This is a genomic window from methanotrophic endosymbiont of Bathymodiolus puteoserpentis (Logatchev), from assembly GCF_900128525.1.
GTDB lineage: Bacteria > Pseudomonadota > Gammaproteobacteria > Methylococcales > Methylomonadaceae > Methyloprofundus.
In genome coordinates this window covers 39,522-59,538 of record NZ_FQTQ01000092.1, presented here as the reverse complement: position 1 = coordinate 59,538, position 20,017 = coordinate 39,522, and the positions used below count along the sequence as shown (strand labels likewise).

Annotated in this window: 15 protein-coding genes; 9 read left to right on the top strand and 6 right to left on the bottom strand. The window is 38.5% G+C overall.

The window, feature by feature from the left end; all coding sequences use genetic code 11:
• Positions 1–72: 72 nt before the first annotated feature.
• On the bottom strand, positions 73–3,207 hold the full coding sequence (locus tag BQ7314_RS07810; protein WP_174483138.1) for an efflux RND transporter permease subunit: 3,135 nt from the start codon (positions 3,205–3,207) through the stop codon (positions 73–75).
• A gap of 3 nt (positions 3,208–3,210) precedes the next feature.
• On the bottom strand, positions 3,211–4,209 hold the full coding sequence (locus BQ7314_RS07805; RefSeq protein WP_174483137.1) for an efflux RND transporter periplasmic adaptor subunit: 999 nt from the start codon (positions 4,207–4,209) through the stop codon (positions 3,211–3,213).
• A 279-nt stretch (positions 4,210–4,488) separates the two neighbouring features.
• Here BQ7314_RS07805 and prsK point away from each other — a divergent pair, with 279 nt between their 5' ends.
• From prsK to BQ7314_RS07790, 3 genes are read left to right on the top strand one after another with little or no spacing between them, the layout of a single operon-like run.
• The gene (gene prsK / locus BQ7314_RS07800) at positions 4,489–6,573 is read left to right on the top strand and encodes an XrtA/PEP-CTERM system histidine kinase PrsK (protein WP_174483136.1); all 2,085 of its coding nucleotides are present in this window, start codon (positions 4,489–4,491) and stop codon (positions 6,571–6,573) included.
• Complete coding sequence (gene prsR / locus BQ7314_RS07795; RefSeq protein ID WP_174483135.1) at positions 6,573–7,934, top strand: PEP-CTERM-box response regulator transcription factor; 1,362 nt, start codon at positions 6,573–6,575, stop codon at positions 7,932–7,934. Before prsK ends, prsR begins: the two co-directional genes overlap by 1 nt.
• 54 nt (positions 7,935–7,988) lie before the next feature.
• Positions 7,989–9,389 (top strand): mannose-1-phosphate guanylyltransferase/mannose-6-phosphate isomerase, encoded by a 1,401-nt coding sequence (locus BQ7314_RS07790; protein WP_174483134.1) that lies wholly within the window; start codon positions 7,989–7,991, stop codon positions 9,387–9,389.
• Positions 9,390–9,699: 310 nt separating this feature from the next.
• Here BQ7314_RS07790 and BQ7314_RS07785 read toward each other — a convergent pair whose 3' ends face one another.
• Entirely contained in the window at positions 9,700–10,851 is a 1,152-nt protein-coding gene (locus BQ7314_RS07785; RefSeq protein WP_245394944.1) for a porin, read from the bottom strand.
• A gap of 497 nt (positions 10,852–11,348) precedes the next feature.
• Here BQ7314_RS07785 and BQ7314_RS07780 point away from each other — a divergent pair, with 497 nt between their 5' ends.
• The 6 genes from BQ7314_RS07780 (at position 11,349) to BQ7314_RS07755 (ending at position 16,562) form a co-directional block, all read left to right on the top strand.
• The gene (locus BQ7314_RS07780; RefSeq protein ID WP_174483133.1) at positions 11,349–11,687 is read left to right on the top strand and encodes a P-II family nitrogen regulator; all 339 of its coding nucleotides are present in this window, start codon (positions 11,349–11,351) and stop codon (positions 11,685–11,687) included.
• Between the two features lie 26 nt (positions 11,688–11,713).
• Positions 11,714–12,964 carry an ammonium transporter gene (locus tag BQ7314_RS07775; protein ID WP_174483132.1) on the top strand — a complete coding sequence of 417 codons (1,251 nt, stop codon included), beginning with the start codon at positions 11,714–11,716 and terminating at the stop codon, positions 12,962–12,964.
• A gap of 149 nt (positions 12,965–13,113) precedes the next feature.
• The gene (locus BQ7314_RS07770) at positions 13,114–13,452 is read left to right on the top strand and encodes a P-II family nitrogen regulator (RefSeq protein WP_174483131.1); all 339 of its coding nucleotides are present in this window, start codon (positions 13,114–13,116) and stop codon (positions 13,450–13,452) included.
• Positions 13,453–13,462: 10 nt separating this feature from the next.
• A complete protein-coding gene (locus BQ7314_RS07765; protein ID WP_174483130.1) occupies positions 13,463–14,761 on the top strand; it encodes an ammonium transporter in 1,299 nt (432 codons plus the stop codon).
• Positions 14,762–15,099: 338 nt separating this feature from the next.
• On the top strand, positions 15,100–15,927 hold the full coding sequence (locus BQ7314_RS07760; protein WP_174483129.1) for an N-acetylmuramoyl-L-alanine amidase: 828 nt from the start codon (positions 15,100–15,102) through the stop codon (positions 15,925–15,927).
• Positions 15,927–16,562 (top strand): hypothetical protein, encoded by a 636-nt coding sequence (locus tag BQ7314_RS07755; RefSeq protein ID WP_174483128.1) that lies wholly within the window; start codon positions 15,927–15,929, stop codon positions 16,560–16,562. Before BQ7314_RS07760 ends, BQ7314_RS07755 begins: the two co-directional genes overlap by 1 nt.
• A 148-nt stretch (positions 16,563–16,710) precedes the next feature.
• Here BQ7314_RS07755 and BQ7314_RS07750 read toward each other — a convergent pair whose 3' ends face one another.
• The 3 genes from BQ7314_RS07750 to BQ7314_RS07740 all read right to left on the bottom strand — a co-directional run bounded on the left by BQ7314_RS07750 (position 16,711) and on the right by BQ7314_RS07740 (position 19,575).
• On the bottom strand, positions 16,711–18,306 hold the full coding sequence (locus tag BQ7314_RS07750; RefSeq protein ID WP_174483127.1) for an ABC-F family ATPase: 1,596 nt from the start codon (positions 18,304–18,306) through the stop codon (positions 16,711–16,713).
• A gap of 331 nt (positions 18,307–18,637) precedes the next feature.
• The gene (locus tag BQ7314_RS07745) at positions 18,638–19,000 is read right to left on the bottom strand and encodes a roadblock/LC7 domain-containing protein (RefSeq protein WP_174483126.1); all 363 of its coding nucleotides are present in this window, start codon (positions 18,998–19,000) and stop codon (positions 18,638–18,640) included.
• A 14-nt stretch (positions 19,001–19,014) separates the two neighbouring features.
• On the bottom strand, positions 19,015–19,575 hold the full coding sequence (locus BQ7314_RS07740; protein WP_174483125.1) for a protoglobin domain-containing protein: 561 nt from the start codon (positions 19,573–19,575) through the stop codon (positions 19,015–19,017).
• Between the last annotated feature and the right edge of the window lie 442 nt (positions 19,576–20,017).

The window sequence follows — 20,017 nt, the reverse complement described above, 5'->3', positions numbered from 1 at the left end:
GTAGTATGCTGGGTCATGGCAGGTTGTGCATAAAGACTGCGTGAAATAATCTGGCATTTCTATAATGGTCATTTATTCGATCAATATTTTTCTTTCTTGCCTTGCTTGTATCATATCCCATAAAACCGGTACGATAAATAAAGTAAGTAGAGTGGCCGTTATTAATCCTGTGACAAAAGTGGATGCCATAGAGCCCCAAACGATAGAGTAATTTGGAAATCCTATGGCCATTGGTAGGAGGCCTAATGTTGTTGTCAGTGTGGTGAGCACAATAGGTCTAAGCCTTACGCGTATACCTTCAGCAATAGCTTTGCGCCGTGATAATCCGGCACGATAACTTTTATTCATAAAATCGACTAACATTAACGAGTCGTTTACAACCACGCCCGCAACGCCAATAATGGCCATAAAACTATTCACTGTAAATAAGGACTGCGTAACGAACTTCCCTAAAATAACACCAATTAAGGCAAAGGTGATGGCAGATAAAATGATGATGGGCTGCAAATAAGATTGAAATTGCGCCGCTAAAATTAAATAGATAATTAAGATGGCCATAACAAAAGCATAAGCTAAGGAGGTGTAGGACTTTTGTGTGGCAGCAAAATCTCCAGCAAAAATAAGGTTTGCCCCTGGATATTGAGTGCGTATTTGTTGGTAAAAATTATTTATCTCATGTAAAACGGTCGCTGTATTAGTGGGTGAATCGGCTTTTATGTTGGCGGTAAAGTTCACAGAGCGTTGTAAGTTATAACGATTGAGCTCTCCTTCGGCTGAATAGCTATCAAGTTTTGCAATATCGCCTAACAAAATTGGCCCCGTCGCATTTTCAATAAAAGGAATTTCTAAAACTTTTTGTAGTGGGGTGATACTTTTAGGGTCAATGGCAAGTTTTAAGTCTATTTCACCATTATTAAGGCGGTATTTTCCTATATATTGGCCATCTAAAACACTACCTGCTAGTTGGGTAACTAAGCGGTTGTTTAATTGGTATTCGCTCGTTTTTTCATGATTAATTTTTATACTAATAATTTTCTTTAATTGTCCTTGGTCATTTTTTAGGCCAACTAAGTAGGGAGTTATTGAAGGTGTTGTTTTTAAAAATGTACTTAATGCTTGGCTAAGCCCATTTATTGATACTTCATTGCTGCCTAAAATACGTACGCTAATATCTTTACCTGTCACTGGCCCTTCTTTTTGTTCTTGTACATGTATTTGGTAGCCATTGTGTGCAAATTTCTCCTTTAATCTAGAGCGCATGTCTTCCAGATGTTGCATGGGATCAGTAAAGCTACGTTTATCTTTTTCAGGAAGTGTGACCATCACAGCACCATAATTATTACTATATATGGGTAGGTAATTATCACTAATATAGTACCCAGCAAACCCTGCTGCTGATTCTACTTTTCCAGGGCCATCGTTAAGTATATATTGAGAAATTTCCCTTAATTTTTTATCAATTTGCTCTATCGGAGTTTCCGGTTTTGCTTTGATATTAACATGGTAAACAGAGTAATCACTGGGGAAAAATTGGATTTTTACCAAAGGAAGCTTACCTGATATAGAAATAGCCATAATGCCAAAGGAGATAGCCAGAAGGACGACAACAAGAGTCAAGCTAGTTCGAGGGTATTTTAGGGTAATATTGAGCGTTTGTTCTGTAATTCTACGAATAAAAGATAATATAAAGTCATCTTTTTCTAGTCGAGTTGATAGTTCTTTCGTATGACGTGGGCCGTAATCATAGTAATGGATAGGGAGAATAAGCAGGCATTCAATTAGCGAGGCAACTAGCGCATAACATACTGCAATTGGGATTTGCGCAAAAAATTCCCCCGTGGATCCTGACATCATCAGCATAGGTAAAAAGGCTGATATTGTCGTCAGCGTTGAAGCAATGACAGGTAAAGCAACTTCAGAGGTGCCGAAAATAACGGCTTGATCAAGGTCTCTGCCTTCTTGAATGTGACGATAAATATTTTCAGTGACGACAATAGCATCATCGACAATAATGCCGGTTACCAGTACAAATGCAAACAGTGTCATTTCATTGAGACTATTGCCTGTTAAGTACATAAGTAACATGGTAATCATAAAAGAAAAAGGGATACCAATAGTGATAAGCCCTGCATTCCTAATACCCATGAAATACCAGATAATGATTGAAACCAGCGTCATTCCTACCAGCATATTAAGCCCTAGGGTAGTGATTCCATCATTAATTTTTATTGTCGAGTCTTGTGTAAACGCAATACTTAATTGCTCTTGCTTTATTAGGGGCTTTAATTGCTCGAGTGTAGCAAGAATATCTTTTTTTATTGATAAAGCATCACCTGTATCGCTTTTAACTATTTTAAGTGCGATAACATTTTTCCCATTTACCGATGAAATAACAATAGGGTCACGATAGTCTAGTTGCGCGTTTGTTATTAGGTCCTTTAGTCTGAGAAAATTTGAGTCGCCATCTTTACGGATAATTGATCTGATGATTTGTTCGCGATTATTGAATGTTTCATCAACTTTGATCAGGTAGTTACCATAAGGGGTGTTGACACTACCAGCAGGAATCGAGATGTTGATTTCTTTGAGAGCTTGGGCAACTTCATTATAAGTAACGCCATACCGGCGTAATTTTTTTGGATCAAGGTTTATATGAAATTCCCTAATATACTCACCATCTATAGTAATTTTATTGATGCCTGGTAATTTTTCTAGGTGTGTTTTTATTTCTTTGGCAATAAGGGTTAAAGCACGATTATCTTGTGAGCCACTAATATTGACAGTGACGACAGGGTAAAAGTCATTAACAGTATAATTATCAATCAGTGGTGGATCTGTTTCTGCAGGAAGCTCATTTATAATATTGAGGATGTTTAGGCGTACTTCGTTAAAAAGAGATTTATAATCTGTATCATCAATAAATTTAAGATGGACATATGAGCGCTCAGGATAGGAGGTAGCTTTTAACCATTCTATATTTTCTATACTCTCGAGACTGTCTTCAATCTTTTGCGTAACTAATGCTTCTACATCACTTGGCGATGCTCCAGGGTAAACCGTGGTAATCACGACTTCGCCAAAATTCACATTAGGATAGCGTTCAATAGGCAGTTCATTGATAGCAAAAAAACCAGCAACAAACATCAAAACAAACAATAAGTTATAAAAGACCTTTTGTTTTAGTGAAAAACGTACTATTGAATCCATAACTTAAGGGTTTTGTCGTTTAAATTGGTCGCCGATTTTAATTTCAGCTGAAGAGATTTTTGCAGTATTACTATCTGCATAGCCTTGGAGCATGACGCGTATTCTTTCGCCATTTTTACGGGTTAACCAGACTTCTTCAAAGCGTGCATCGAGTGCGTCTTTAGGAATGAGGAAATTATTGAGTTTATCAGAAACATTTAAAGTGAGTTCTGCCCTGATACCGCCACGTTGATATTTAGAGGTATCTTTAATAACTAAATTGACGAGAATTTTGTGTGATTGTGGATCAAATTCTGGGGAAATATGTTCAATGCTAACCGGTATTTTCTGTTGGTATTCGGGTAAGTAAACGGATAGTTTAACTTGGGCTTGTAGCGCTGCGAGTTCTTCTGTTGTTAAGGTAATAGGGATTAATAGTTGGCTATAGTCGCTGGCTTGGGCAATGGTATTTCCTGCAGTAATCCATTGACCTGGCTCTATATTTCTTTGGGTAATTTTCCAGTTTTTAGGGGCTTTGATGCAGTGCCTGTTTTTTGTTTCTTGCTGTTTTTGTTTGCGTATTTTTTCGTTTTGTATGGCGCGGTAGGCGTTGCCTTTTTGGCGAGTTAGGTCATCAAGTAAGCTAATCGCAGCACTATTAGATTTAACTAATTTTTTATGTCTCCCAACTTGTTTACTTAGGAATTTTAAGTCGATGCCATGTTGGGCAATACTGTTTTCTGTCGAGGCGATATCAAGCTTAATAAAGGTATCATCTAAGCATGCAAAAATACCATTTTCAGGGATAGGCTGGCCAATATCAGCATAAATATGTGTAACTTTACCTGATATTTCACTGGCAATAGGCATACTACGTCTTGCTCTGGTAAATCCAGAGATGGTAATAGTTTGAAATGAAGGCTGTACTGTGACTAATAAATCTTCATTTGCATAACTGAGGCTTGTAGTTAGATAAAATAATAGGGAGAATAGAACATTGATAATAATTTGTTTAGTATGCATATTCTTCAATTTTTTAAAGTAATTATAAAATATAACGTTGCTTGAATGTATTATGGTAGAACATCATTTATAGTCAACTGAAATTGTGGATTTTTGTATACTCGAAGCGAAAGTGAGAGAAAAAACAAAAATTGGTGAAATTAGTAGAGCTGATTTATTAAATTTTTTCATTAAGTTAGGCAATAAGCATTTGTCCCCTTATCTTTTTAACGCTCCCCTTCTAAGCCAGAGCGAGAAGGGGACTTTAATAAGGGGGTAAACGGTTACGTTAGGAGTGATATGCAAAATTTTGCTTTTTATAGTTATCTAACAGGGATAATAGTTTTTATTATAGTATTACTGTTGGCTTGTTTGCGGATAAAGAAAAATCCCTTTGTGCCGCAATTTGTATTAGCGATAAGCGCCACTGTGCTTTGGATGGGAGATGTACTTTTTGTCTTACAGAATGATACTTTATATATTGCTGATACCTTTGCCTTTGAGACTTTACGTAATGCGGCGTGGTTTTTATTCTTAGGCGTTTTGCTTGCTAAACAATTATTTAATGATAAATATGCTTTTTTCAAAAAATCAAAGCTTTCTATTGTATTAATTATTTGGCTAGCTACAGTTTTTACCGCTGAATTATCACCCGATATATTAGACGGTTTGAAGCTAATTTTTGGGCAGGATATTCGTTTATTTGCTCATATTAGTTTTGCCATTATCGGTCTAATGTTAGTTGAGCAGCTGTATCGAAGCGTTGCAGTAGATCAGCGTTGGGCGATTAAATATTTGTGCTTAGGTCTATCGGCCATCTTTATTTTTGATTTTATTATTTATAGTAAATCTTTGTTATTTGGGCAGCTTGACTTCTTGCTTTGGGATGCGCGAGGGTTAATTAATGCTTTATGTGCTCCATTACTGGCTATTTCATTTAGCCGACTACAAGACACTGATGATAGAGTCACTATATCGCGTACCACAGTGGTGCATACTACAGTACTGTTTGGTGCTGGCTTGTATATGGTTTTAATGTCTTTAGCAGGCTATTATATTAAAAATTTTGGCGGGACTTGGGGGGCTGTATTTCAGACATTTTTTATATTTTTAGCCGCTCTTTTTTTGATTATTGTCTTTGCGTCGGGAACTATCCGGGCGTATTTTAAGGTTTATTTTAATAAGCATTTCTTCCAACATCAGTATGATTATAGACAGGAGTGGATTAACTTAAGTCGTGAAATTGCTGCATTACATAAATTAGAAGATTTATCACCGTTTGTTATTAAAACATTAGCAGATTTAGTTGGTAGTGGCGGCGGCGGGTTATGGTTGTCTAATGATCAAGGTGTATTTTATTTGGCTGAGGAGCAGTCTTTAGGTTGTGAAGCTACTGCTGCTATTGCTTTGGAATCCGATGATCAGTTTATTCAGTTTTTGAGTGTTAAGCAGTGGGTGATTGATTTTTGTGAATTTAATAATACTCCAGAAATGTATGATGATGTAAATTTGTCAGCGTGGCTGAAATGCGACAATATGTGGCTAATTGTTCCTTTATTACAGCAAAATAAGCTGGTTGCATTCGTGGCCTTAACTCAGCCATTAGTGATGCGTCAGTTAAATTATGAAGATCATGATTTATTAAAAACGGTAGGCATGCAATTGGCTAATGCTTTAACATTAGGTAATGTGACTGATGATTTGTCTCGCGCTAGACAGTTTGAAGCTTATAGTCGTTTTTCTGCTTTTTTAGTACATGATTTAAAAAACTTGGTTGCCCAAGTGTCAATGATTGTACGTAATGCAGAGCAGCATAAGCGTAATCCTGAGTTTATTGATGATGCTATTGATACTTTGGAAAATGTTGTTAATAAAATTGAGCGTTTGTTAACGCAATTAAAGAAAGGGGAGGTTAAAAGCACATCAAAAACAGCTATTAAAGTCGTTGATGTGCTTTCCGATATAGTGTTGCAACAGGCTGGCAATAAACCTGTAGTGAAAATTGATTATGTCATGCCGGAATGTCAGGTTTTGGCAGATAAAGAGCAATTAGTCGCAATATTAGGCCATTTAGTACAAAATTCTCAAGATGCAACGCCTGATGACGGAGAAGTTAGAATTCGCTTAGACTGTGACCAAGATAATGTTTTAATTGATGTTATTGATACGGGGTGTGGTATGGAACAAAAATTTATTGCCGAGCGTTTGTTCAGGCCATTTGATACCACGAAAGGTAATGCTGGCATGGGTATCGGCGTGTATGAGGCGCGTGAATATATTCTTAGTCAGGGCGGAGATATTTCAGTCCTCAGTGAAGTAGGCGTAGGTACGGTATTCAGTATTAAATTACCGCGTGTTATTCAACAAGATCAGGAGGAAATGTAATGGACGATAAAAAAGTATTATTAGTAGTAGAAGATGACCTTGGTTTGCAGAAGCAATTTAAGTGGAGTTTTCCTGCTTATCAAGTCGTCATTGCTGGTGATAGAGAGTCTGCGATTGATGCTTTAAGGCGTTATACACCAAGTGTTGTGACTTTAGATTTAGGGTTGCCTCCAGACCCAGCTAATGCTAGTGAAGGATTGGCAACATTAAAAGAAATTTTAGAACTAGCCCCAAAAACAAAAGTAATTGTCGTGACGGGTAATGATGATCGTGAAAATGCTATTAAAGCAGTAGCGATGGGCGCTTATGATTTTTATCAAAAACCCGCTGATATTGATGTTTTGAATTTAATTGTCTCGCGAGCCTTTCAATTAAACAGTTTAGAGCAGGAAAATATTAAATTACAACAGCAAACGAGTGAACCCTTATCGGGCATTATTGCTGTGAGTGAAAAAATGCAAAAACTTTCTCGTATGATTGAGAAAATTGCTCCTAGTTCAATTACTACCTTATTATTGGGTGAAAGCGGCACAGGAAAAGAAGTGCTTGCGCATGCTATCCATGAATTAAGCCCTAGAGCAGGAAAGCCATTTGTTGCTGTGAATTGTGCAGCTATCCCTGAAACTTTATTAGAAAGTGAATTATTTGGTTATGAAAAAGGCGCTTTTACAGGCGCAGCAAAGCAAACTATCGGCAAGATTGAATATGCGCAAGGTGGAACATTTTTTCTCGATGAGATAGGTGATTTACCTTTTTCTTTACAAGCTAAATTATTGCGTTTTATTCAGGAGCGTGTGATTGAGCGTTTGGGAGGGCGTGGTGAAATACCGGTTGATGTGCGTATCATTTGTGCAACTCATAAAAACATACAAGATTTAATCGATGCCGGCAGTTTTAGAGAAGATTTGTACTATCGAGTAAGTGAAATGGTGGTTAATATTCCGGCATTAAGAGAGCGTGATGGTGATGCTATTGTGATTGCAAAAGCTTTCTTAAATCGCTATAGCGAGCAAGAGAAACGAGATATTAAGGGTTTTACTGCCGAAGCAAAGCATGCGATAGAAGCATATTCTTGGCCTGGAAATATTCGTCAATTAGAGAATAAAATCAAGCGTGCTGTGGTTATGACGGATGATGTTTATATTAGTTTAGAAGATTTGGCAATGCAAACGCCAACAGACCTAGGGCTATCATCTTTGCCTTTGAATTTAAAGCAAGTGCGTGAGCATGCAGAAACAGTTGCGATTAAAAGGGCTTTAGCGCATGCTGATAACAATATTTCAAATGCAGCTAAGCTTTTGGGAATCACACGACCGACACTGTATACTCTGTTTAGTAAGTATGGCATTGAAGGGCATTAATAAACTGTCCTTACTAATAGATTTTTATAAACTATAACCTAAAAAAGGAATAGCATGATACCTGTAATACTCTCGGGTGGTTCTGGCACTCGATTATGGCCTTTATCACGAGGAATTTACCCTAAGCAGTTTTTGCCACTGGTTTCAGATAAAACGATGGTGCAAGAAACCGTGCTTAGATTAAAAGGTATAGAAGGCCTGCAGGCTCCTATTGCTATTTGTAATGAAGATCATCGTTTTATGATGGCTGAGCAGTTATGCAGGATTGATATTCATCCCGAATGCATCATATTAGAGCCTATAGGTAAGAACACTGCACCCGCAGTTACTATGGCAGCATTAGCTGCAAAAGATCCTGAAGATATTTTATTGGTGCTCCCTGCGGATCATGTTATAGGCAATGTAGCGGCTTTTCAAGCAGCAGTTATTAAAGCAGGGGAATTAGCGCAACAGGGGTTTCTTGTTACTTTTGGTATTGTGCCAACGGCGGCAGAAACCGGATATGGATATATCAAGCGATCTCACGAAAATATAGCAGAGGCTTTTAAAGTGGCTGAATTCGTCGAAAAACCGAATACAGAAATTGCTCAAGCTTATGTTGATAGTGGAGAGTATTATTGGAATAGCGGTATGTTTGCATTTAAAGCAGGGTGTTACTTGCAGGAATTAGAAAAATTTGCCCCAGAGATGCTGTCAGCTTGCCGATCATCTTTTGCGGCTGCTAAGGTTGATGCTGATTTTGTGCGTTTAGATAAAGAATTATTTGCACAATGTCCAGCGGATTCTATTGATTATGCCGTCATGGAAAAAACTGACAAAGCCGTGGTTATTCCTTTGGATGCTCATTGGAATGATGTTGGCTCATGGTCGGCACTTTGGGATGTAAGAGCTAAGGATTCGCGTGGCAATGCCTTATCTGGGGATGTTTTAGCCTTAGACACAGAAAATTCCTTTATCCATTCGGAAAATAAACTCGTTGCAGTTATTGGGGTTAAAGATCTTGTTATTGTAGAAACAGATGATGCTGTAATGGTTGCACCTAAAGATAGAGTACAAGAGGTTAAGGCAATTGTTAATACCTTAAAGCAACAACAGCGTTGTGAAGCAGATTTACACCGTAAAGTTTATCGTCCGTGGGGGCATTACGATTCGGTCGATCATGGTGAGCGCCATAAAACCAAGCGTATTGTTGTTAAGCCAGGTGCTAAATTGTCAGTACAAAAGCACCATCATCGCGCTGAGCACTGGGTTGTCGTGAAAGGTACGGCTTTAGTGACAAAAGGTGATGAAACTATGCTGTTATCAGAAAATGAATCTACTTATATTCCTTTGGGTGTTATTCACTGTTTAGAAAATCCCGGTGTCATTCCGTTAGAAATGGTGGAAGTGCAGTCTGGTAGTTATTTGGGCGAAGATGATATCGTGCGCTTTGAAGACAAATATGGCAGAACCTAACTGAAAGGCTGCATTCCGCTATCGGTCGTCCCTGTAAATCAATGCAGGCTAGTGTTGTAGAATATGTGTTGAGGAGCAAAGCGCACGCGTAAATGATGCGCTTTGCCCCTCAGCTCACCCTACATCTTTTAAAAATAAAAAGTGGTAACTTTAGTTGTAAGCTGTTGAAATGTATTTATACCTTTCGGTCTTATTACGCAGATTATCAGGTTTAATTACTATTTTTTAAGGCCGAGTTAAACATAAAAAAGCCCACATTTCAGCACGCTGAAATGTGGGCTTCTTGGGGGGGACTTTTAAAGAGCTAAATTTAGAATGTAACAATCATATCCATAGCAATAGCGATTTGATCTTGATCTCTATTATTGTTAAAGACATGTTTCGAGGCCCAGTCATAACGGATTTCTGGGCGAAATTTAAACCAGCTAACGGGTGAATAGTTTATGCCAATGGATGCTGCAAGATAGTCAGCTCCTTGACTGTTAACTCGTACACCATCGCCATCGTTAAACCATTCTCCACGTACGCCAATGGCTACTTTATCATTAATATCATAGGTGACATATTGGTTAATGCCATACCAGTTAACATTATTGCCAGGTGCAATTTCCTGGTTCGCATAATCATGCTGGAGTAAATAATGTAAGTTTTCAGTGAAATCATGGGTTGCAACAATGCTATACATGGTGGTGTTGCCTGATGTTGTATCGCTTTGATCTCCGCTAATGAGCTGTATGGTGACTGAAGAGGCTGCGTCATCACTAGTCCAACTACCACCTCCTAAAAAGCTCCATGCGCCTGCATTCTCGGTCATATTATCCCAGCCCATAACAGCTCCCCCATTAATAGAGAAGTTATCATCAATATCATAGCTAAATAAAGCACCTGTATGGGTGAACGGTTCACCGTATAGCATGGTATAGGCATGTGAATAGAAAAAGTTGTCGGGAGAGGTGACGACTTCATTACCGATAGTTGTGTAAAAATGTCCTAATTTTGCAGTAATACCATTGCCGATAGGCGCAAAAATTTCAACATATAACTGCGGCATGGCTATATCATAGTAGCCGCTAGAGCCAGCATTCCATTTATCATCCCAGCCTGATGCTTGAGTAAACCGCGCATCTGTACCGTACATAAAGTCCATACGTCCACCAATATCCCAGCTATCGCCTTCAGTGTTGACAGCTCGTTCAATGTAGAAGTTTAGTTGATTAAGAGTGAATTCATTAACGCGGTCGTTGAATGAAACGGGAGCATTGGTATTGCCATTAGAATTACCTGTCACACCACCTGAAGCCCACAGTCCTACTTCAATGCCTGCATCTTTTAAAAAAGAGGTTTCATTAATATTAAAATCGGTTAAAGATTCAACCATGCCGGCATCGGCAGAGGCTTGAAAACTGGCAGCAAGGATTGCAGCACTGAGTAGAGATCGTTTAAATAACATTTTTTTATGCATGATAGCCCTATATATTATTAGATTGTAAGGTCGTTGGTAAAGTGTACTTTTTTAGTTTATATGCGGGATATGTGCCAATTAATAAATTTTTCTTTTTATTTAATGGGTTATGCTTATTTTTTATTTTAATTATTGTTATTTTTAAACGTATTGCACCAATGTGGGGCGATTTTAGCGTGTCTTGTATTACCTTGAGTTAACCTGAAGCGTTTTTTCTTGATAAATAAGGAGAGAAAAAATTTATCGATAAGTCCTTAGTCTTTCCTTGTCTCTATAGGGTCGATGCTATCAGGCTACAGGGGGAATACTGATTCCGTTACGATTTAATATATAAAAGTGCATAATGCACCATACGCACCATTTTTGTGCGATTATAAGGGGCGTTTTCTTTTAACCCATAAAAATAAAGGTAAAAATTACTATAAAACAATATCTTATTGTTTTTGGCATGGCCTGTGCTTTATGCTGTGTGAACTTGTAAATTAATGGAGACTTAAATGAAACTAATTACTGCAATAGTAAAGCCATTTAAATTGGATGATGTGCGTGAAGCTTTATCTGATACTGGTATTTCAGGCGTTACGGTAACTGAGGTAAAGGGCTTTGGTCGTCAAAAAGGTCATACAGAGCTTTATCGTGGCGCAGAGTATGTTGTAGATTTTTTACCTAAAGCAAAAATTGAAGCAGCTGTCACTGATGAGTTAGTCGATCAAGCATTGGAAGCAATCACTAAAGCTGCGAATACAGGAAAAATTGGTGATGGTAAGATTTTTGTCACTAATTTAGAGCAAGTTATCCGTATTCGTACCGGCGAAACTGGAAATGAAGCTATATAATAACAACATTACAAAGAGGTATTAAGGTGGATAAATTAACAGAATTAAGTTATGCGTTAGATACGTTTTACTTTCTAATTAGTGGTGCGCTGGTTATGTGGATGGCAGCTGGTTTCGCCATGTTAGAAGCGGGCCTGGTGCGCTCAAAAAATACCGCAGAAATTTTAACTAAGAATGTCGCATTATTTGCTATTGCTTGTGTTATGTACCAGTTATGTGGTTATAACATTATGTACCCAGCAGAAGCAGTCAATAGTATTTGGCCTGGTATCAGTTTTTTATTAGGTGAAGACCATACGGCTACCGATGTATTGGCGAGTAACGGTGAAACGTATTACTCAGTAATGGCGGATTTTTTCTTTCAGGTTGTTTTCGTTGCAACTGCAATGTCAATTGTTTCAGGTGCGGTTGCTGAGCGTATGAAATTGTGGGCGTTTTTAGTTTTCTCAGTGGTTATGACAGGATTTATTTACCCTATTCAAGGTTTCTGGAAATGGGGTGGAGGTTTTCTTGATCAAATGGGCTTCTTGGATTTTGCTGGTTCAGGTGTTGTGCACCTATGTGGTGCAACAGCTGCATTAGCAGCCGTTTTATTATTAGGCGCTCGTAAAGGTAAATACGGTTCTAATGGTGAAATTCATCCCATTCCAGGCTGTAATATGCCGCTAGCAACTTTAGGTATGTTTATTTTATGGATGGGCTGGTTTGGTTTTAATGGTGGCTCTGAGTTGAAAATATCAGATATAGGCGAAGCTAATGCGGTGGCCATGGTATTTGTGAATACTAATGCTGCTGCTGCTGCAGGTGTTATTTCAGCTTTATTAACGGCACATCTTCTATTCGGTAAAGCAGATCTATCAATGACCTTAAATGGTGCGTTAGCAGGGTTAGTTGCGATTACGGCTGAACCATTAACACCAACACCCTTATTGGCCTCTGTGATTGGTGCAATAGCAGGCGTTATCGTAGTCTTTTCAGTCATTGGTTTGGATAAAATGAAAATTGATGATCCAGTAGGAGCTATTTCGGTGCATGGCGTTGTTGGTATCTGGGGATTATTAGCAGTTTGTATCTCTAACCCTGAAGCTACTTTAGTGGCGCAGCTTGCTGGAATTGGTTCAATTTTTGGTTTCGTATTTGTTGCAAGTTTTGCTACATGGTATGTTATTAAAATAGTGATGGGTATACGAGTCACAGAAGAAGAAGAGTATCAAGGTGTGGATTATTCAGAGTGTGGTATGGAGGCGTACCCTGAATTTACAGGTACTGGAAAGTAATAGAGGTTAGTTTTTTTAAGTTTAGGGCTTGATGTTTTAAACTATAATAATTTAAAAAATAACAAAGGGCGCAATTGAGTTAATCATTGCGCCCTTTTTTTTGTGTAGAATAGAGCTTTCTATTTCCTATTAAATTTTGGATGAGTGTTATGAAATTAATTACTGCGATTATTAAGCCGTTTAAACAAGATGATGTACGTGAAGCTTTATCTGATATCGGTATTGCTGGAGTTACCGCAACTGAAGTTAAAGGCTTTGGTAGGCAAAAAGGACATACTGAATTGTATCGCGGCGCTGAATATGTCGTAGATTTTTTGCCAAAAGTAAAATTAGAAATTGCTGTGCCAGCTACTTTAGTAGATCAAGCGATTGAGGCAATTGTTAAAGCAGCAAATACTGGCAAAATCGGTGATGGTAAGATTTTTGTGACAGCGCTTGAGCAAGTGATTCGTATTCGTACAGGAGAAACCGGCGAAGAGGCAATTTAATTGAGTTCTTATGATAAATTTTTTACAAAATAAAAAAATTGTTTTATTTGTTGGTTTGGCTTTATTGCCTAGTATTGCAATGGCTACAGAGCTTAATCAAGCCAATACGGCATGGATTTTGACATCTACAGCCTTAGTTTTGTTTATGACTTTGCCGGGGTTGTCGCTATTTTATGCAGGGTTAGTGCGTAGTAAAAACGTATTATCCGTATTGATGCAATGCTTTGCTATTACTTGCTTGATTTCTATTATGTGGTTAGCAGGCATGTATAGTCTTATTTTTACTGACGGTGGCGTAGCGCAGTCCTTTATTGGCGGCTTAGAAAAAGTTTTTATGCCTAATATCGGGGCAGGCAGTTTAACTGGAGATATTCCCGAGTCTGTCTTTTTTATGTTTCAGATGACTTTTGCTATTATTACCCCTGCTTTAATTGTGGGTGGTTTTGCTGAGCGAATGAAATTCTCGTCTATGTTGACCTTTAGTGGTTTTTGGGCATTATTGGTGTATGTACCGGTTTGTCATTGGGTTTGGGGGGATGGTTGGTTAGCTGAGTTAGGTGTTAAAGATTTTGCTGGTGGGATTGTGATCCATGTTACAGCAGGTATTTCTGCTTTAGTGACTGCGCTAGTCTTAGGTAGTAGAAAAGGTTTTCCTACTACCGCAATGCCGCCACATAATATGCCTATGGTTGTCACGGGTGCTGGAATGCTTTGGGTGGGTTGGTTTGGTTTTAATGCAGGTAGCGCCTTGGCTGCTGACGGCTCGGCAGGCATGGCTATGCTGGCAACTCATATTAGTGCATCTGCAGGGGCGTTAACCTGGATGGTTATTGAATGGTTACGTTTTGGTAAGCCAAGCGTATTAGGTATTGTCACTGGCATGGTTGCCGGTTTGGGTACGATTACGCCTGCATCAGGGTTTGTTGGTCCTGCAGGGGCTCTTGTTATTGGCGTAACATCAGGTATTGTATGTTTTTATGCAGTACAAATTATTAAGCGCCGTTTTAAAATAGATGATTCTTTAGATGTATTTCCTGTACATGGTGTTGGTGGTGTTGTAGGCTCAATTTTAACGGGTGTGTTTGCGGCAAAAAGTATGGGGGGAGTCGGTTTAGGTGAAGCAACGATGCTTTATCAAGTTGGCGTACAAACTTTAGCGGTTGTGGTTGTTGCTGTTTGGAGTGCTTTGTTTAGTTATGTTATTTTAAAGGTGCTGGATAAAGTTATGGGCTTACGTGTTTCTGAAGATGAAGAGGTGCAAGGTCTTGATATTATCTTGCATGAGGAAACGGGGTACCATAATTTATAAGTTAAGAAAATTGCAAGTAGTAGGGCGGGCTTCAGCCCACTATTGTTAAGAAATGCTTATGAAATAAGAATGACATAATGGAGCGCAGGCCTTTAGGCAGCTGGTAAAGTTAGGCTAAAGGTCTCTCGTGCACTCAGAGATATAGTTAAACCTGGTTTTAAGCCTAGACTGCTATCCCGTATTCATTATCTGCCTTTGCTAAATTCTTAAAATATTCGTATCACTTATAATACTAGTGCTTTTGGTGTAAGAAGCTTATATCTAAAAAGTAATTTGATGTGTTTTGGAGGGGGGGAACATTTAAGTTGCACCTAAATAAATCAAAAGGAATGTGTACTATGAAAATCAAGAAACATTTTTTATTTGATAATCAAAACAATCAAATACGTTATGCGCCAAGCCCGAATTGTGCAGGAAAAATAGTCATACCTGAATACCTTGTTATTCACTTTACTGCTGGGAGAAGTATGCAATCCAGTGAAAAATGGTTGACGGATCCAACTGCAAAAGCTTCAGCTCATTTGATTATTGGTAGAGATGGAAGTATTGTTCAGCTTGTTTCATTTAATAAAAAAGCATGGCATGCCGGATTAAGTCAATGGAATGGAAGAGCTGGACTTAATAGTTATTCGCTTGGGATTGAATTGGATAATGCGGGGAAGCTGAAACGTCAAGGTAATAAGTGGGTGACTTGGTTTGGCGAAGAAATTCCTGATGAAGATGTGATCGTTGCTCAGCATAAACATGAAATATCAGAATCAGGGTGGCATGCGTATACAAAGGAACAACTGGAAACAGCCTTAATGGTGTCGGCTACACTTGTGCAAAAATACAACCTTCTCGATATTGTTGGTCATGATGATATTGCACCTAAAAGAAAGACAGATCCTGGCCCCGCTTTCCCTATGGAGAATTTTCGGGCCCATATTTTAGGTCGTAGCGAAAATGAAGATGATATGAGTTTTATTACAACTGAAACGTTAAATATCAGATCTGGACCTAGCGCTCGTTATGAGAAACTTATACCCAATGGTTTACCTAAAGGCACAAAGGTAGTTATTTTAGAGGCTCAGGAAAGCTGGCGCTTTGTAGATGTTTTTGATTCGGTTGGTGAAGAAATGGACCTACAAGGATGGGTACATATGCGCTACTTAAAAAGAGCGTAATGCTTTTAGTTGTTAGCGCAGTAGCCAGTCATTTGACCAGAAAACATCAAGCTTTCATTCTGCACCTTTTAATCTCGGTCACTTTGATTTCCTGTTCACCCGTTTCTTTAGAAGTAACTAATCTGAGGTCAACTAGGGCGGAAATAGTAGGATTTGCCAATAAGCTTATCCTTTTGATTAGAGACCGAAAGCTTGATAAATTGGCTAAATATGTGCACCCTACAAAAGGACTGAGCTTTTCACCTTATGGGCATGTTTCGGTCAATCGCGTTATAGTGAAAGAAGGGGAGCTTGCCAAAATATGGCGCTCCAATCCTGTGATAATCTGGGGTAACTATGATGGTAGTGGACAACCAATCAAAATGAGTATTGTGGATTACTTTAAAACGTTTGTATATGCTGCCGACTATACTTCTGCACCACTGATCGCCATTAATAAGAGGTTAGGGCAAGGTAATAGCTATAGTAATATTCAAGAAGTGTTTCCTAACTCAATTTTTGTCGAATATCACTTTAAGGGGTTTGAACCTAAATTTCAGGGGATGGATTGGCGTAACCTGATTCTGGTGTTTGAAAAACGACAAGACAAGGGCTGGTGGCTTATTGCCATTATTAATGATCAATGGACAATTTGATAGAGTTAAGGAGCCGTTATAAGTTATGAATAGCAGTTCCAGAACTATGATTCTTCTAGCTCAGCTTGTTAAAGAACAGCCACAAAAAACATAAAAATTTTCTCTGTTGAAATTTTTTCTCTTTCTTGTGGCTAAAACTTTTATTTACTTATTTTTGAACACCTTGACTACTTAAATAGTCATCATAAGTACCGTGGAAATCAACAATACCATTTGGTGTTAATTCAATAATGCGCGTGGCTAATGAGGATACGAACTCACGGTCATGACTAACAAAAATTAAAGTGCCAGGGTAGTTTTCTAAGGCTAGGTTTAATGACTCAATTGATTCCATATCAAGATGGTTGGTAGGTTCGTCTAATAGCATGATATTGGTGCGTTGCAACATTAATTTACCAAAAATCATACGGCCTTTTTCTCCACCGGAAAGAACACTGACTTTTTTGCCTATATCGTCTTGTGTGAATAATAAACGCCCCAGAGTGCCACGAATCACTTGATCGTCATCGCTAGGTTGGCGCCATTGCTCCATCCAATCAAATAATAGTTTGTCATCTTTAAAGTCGGCTGCATGGTCCTGTGCGCAATAGCCTATTTCAGCATTTTCTGACCATTTTACAGTGCCTTGGGTCGGTTGAATATCACCTACTAAGCATTTTAATAAGGTGGTTTTACCAATACCATTTGGGCCGATAATGGCAATGCGTTCGCCTACTTCAACCATTAAATTGAAATTGTTAAATAACTCATTGTCATCATAGCTTTTGCATAAACCTTCTAATTCTAGTGCTAGGCGATGCAATTTTTTAGATTGATCAAAGCGAATAAATGGATTTTGACGACTAGAAGGTTTTATTTCCGCTAGGCTTATTTTATCTAACTGTTTTGCGCGTGATGTTGCTTGTTTAGATTTTGATGCATTAGCTGAGAAACGACTGACGAAGGCTTTAAGCTCAGAAATTTGTGCTTTCTTTTTAGCGTTTTCAGACTGAAGTTGTTCGGTTACTAAGGTTGCCGCTGTCATATAGTCGTCATAGTTACCAGGGTAAAGGCGAATTTCACCGTAGTCTAGGTCAGCCATGTGGGTGCATACGCTATTTAGAAAATGACGGTCATGAGAGATGATGACCATTGTGCATTTACGTGCATTTAATATCTCTTCTAACCAGCGAATAGCATTGATGTCGAGGTTATTGGTTGGTTCATCAAGTAGTAAAATATCAGGCTCAGAAAAGAGTGCTTGTGCTAGCAATACACGTAATTTCCATCCAGGAGCAACTTCACTCATAAGGCCGTAATGTTGTTCAGTTGGAATACCTACACCTTCTAATAATTCACCGGCACGAGCTTCGGCTGTATAACCATCCATTTCTGCAAATTCAGATTCCAGATCAGCAGCACGCATGCCATCAGCCTCAGTCATTTCAGGATTAGCGTAAATGGCATCACGTTCTGATTTTACTGACCATAATGCTTCGTGCCCCATAATGACCGTGTCTAATACTGTAAACTCTTCGTAGGCAAATTGATCTTGTTTTAATTTACCGAGGCGTTCATGTGGATCTTTAGAGACATTACCTGCAGACGGCTCTAAGTCTCCCCCTAAGATTTTCATAAAAGTTGATTTTCCGCAGCCATTAGCGCCAATGAGTCCATATCGGTTGCCGTTATTAAATTTAACAGAAACGTCTTCGAAAAGTGGTTTAGCACCAAATTGCATAGTGATGTTTGCGGTTGCGAGCATGTTTTATTCCAGATAGAAGCTGACCAATAGTTGCCTGCTCAAGAGAGCGAATGCATTGTCCTATTAGTTATATATTAAAGACTTTAGAGGGAGCGTATTCTACGCGATTTCTATGACAAAGGTTGTGAAAAATAAGAAAAATTACAGATTTGCAGGGAATTTGTATTGCAAGCTATCAGTTTACAATAGGTGGCAGAGAGGGGCGTTGAGTTAGCTTGGAGGTAATGACTTGTGTGCGCAGTTGAATAGCCTCTATTATGATGGCAAATGAACTAGCGTGATGCAGGCTAGTTCATTTGCCATATAAAATTGCATAGTTGTGGTGAATTTTTTATAAAACCTCTGAAATACTAGAGGCAGCACGTTTTACATCAAGAAAAATTAAGCCTAATTTAGCATTAGGTTTGGCCAAAACAGTCAGTACCGCTTCATCGCCAGCGTGAGTCATCAAAACATAGCCTCTATCGCCTTTAATCAACACTTGCTCCAATGTTCCGCGTGCTAGTTCTTGTGCTGTCCTATCACCTAAAGATAGCATAGCGGCACTCATTGCACCTACTCGATCTTCGTCTAAATTGGCAGGTAAAGCAGATGCCATCATTAAACCATCAGTAGAAATAATGCCTGTTGCTTCAATATCAGCAGAGGTTCCATTTAAGTCATTTAGAATTGAAGTTAGCATATCTGAACGCATAATTTTTCCTTTTATTAGTTGTTATAAGCTTTAGCAAGATTGGAGAATAACACTCGACTCATGCCTGATATTTTCAAAAATTTTTCTAATTCTTCCGCGATGCTCGCTTCTTGGTAAGACTGTTGCATTGTTAAGAGAGAAAAGCCTGTTGCAGAATTAATGGCGGATAAAATTTTTGCGCACTTATCTGTATCTTCACCAAATAGATTAATGATTAAAGGGATCAATTGGTCATTAATTAAGGTCATACCGCCTGACATAAATTCAACAGGTAGCTGTACTTGTACATGAACACTGCCCACTTTATACATATGCTCTGTATAACTGGCATTAAATTCTGTGGTAAATAAACTTTCTAACCACTGTGTATGCATTGCTTTTAGTGAATCCACTCGGCCCTCTAGGAAAGGTTGGGTTTCCGGAATAAGGCCTAGCTGTATATAAAAGCTTTCAGTAATTGATTTTAAATGGGGGGTGATGGTTGCCCCCACCTCCTTTAATAATGCCTCGTCTTCTGAGGTTAGGTGCGTGAACGACCTAGCATACTGTGTCAGTTGTTCAAAATCATGCGCCATAAATGAGACTCCTTGTTACTTTATTTATAGGGATAAGGGGTTAGATTTGTCTTCTTTTACCAAACATAGAGTTTACTGTAAGAGAAGCGTATAGATTATAAACCTACTAAAACACTAGGTATTTTAAAGTTATTAATTATGTGATGTAAGGCACATTATATTGTTTGGTTAAATAATGAGTGCACGAACGGAATTAGGATAGATAAGGTTGGTTTTCAATGCTACCTAGCTATTGCTGAAAATTTATATTGCATTATTAACTGTATTTCACATAGCGCTAAAAAGGTTTATGATAAATATGACAAAGCCCAAATTTTTACAGCCTTATATTATTAGGTCGGGCTTGTGTGACGCTGCTCCTATGCTAAGAGGTGAAAGTGTATAATACCCAAAAGATCGGTCAGGCTCTGCTCATTGAGAACCTATCCTTAATGAGTGGTCA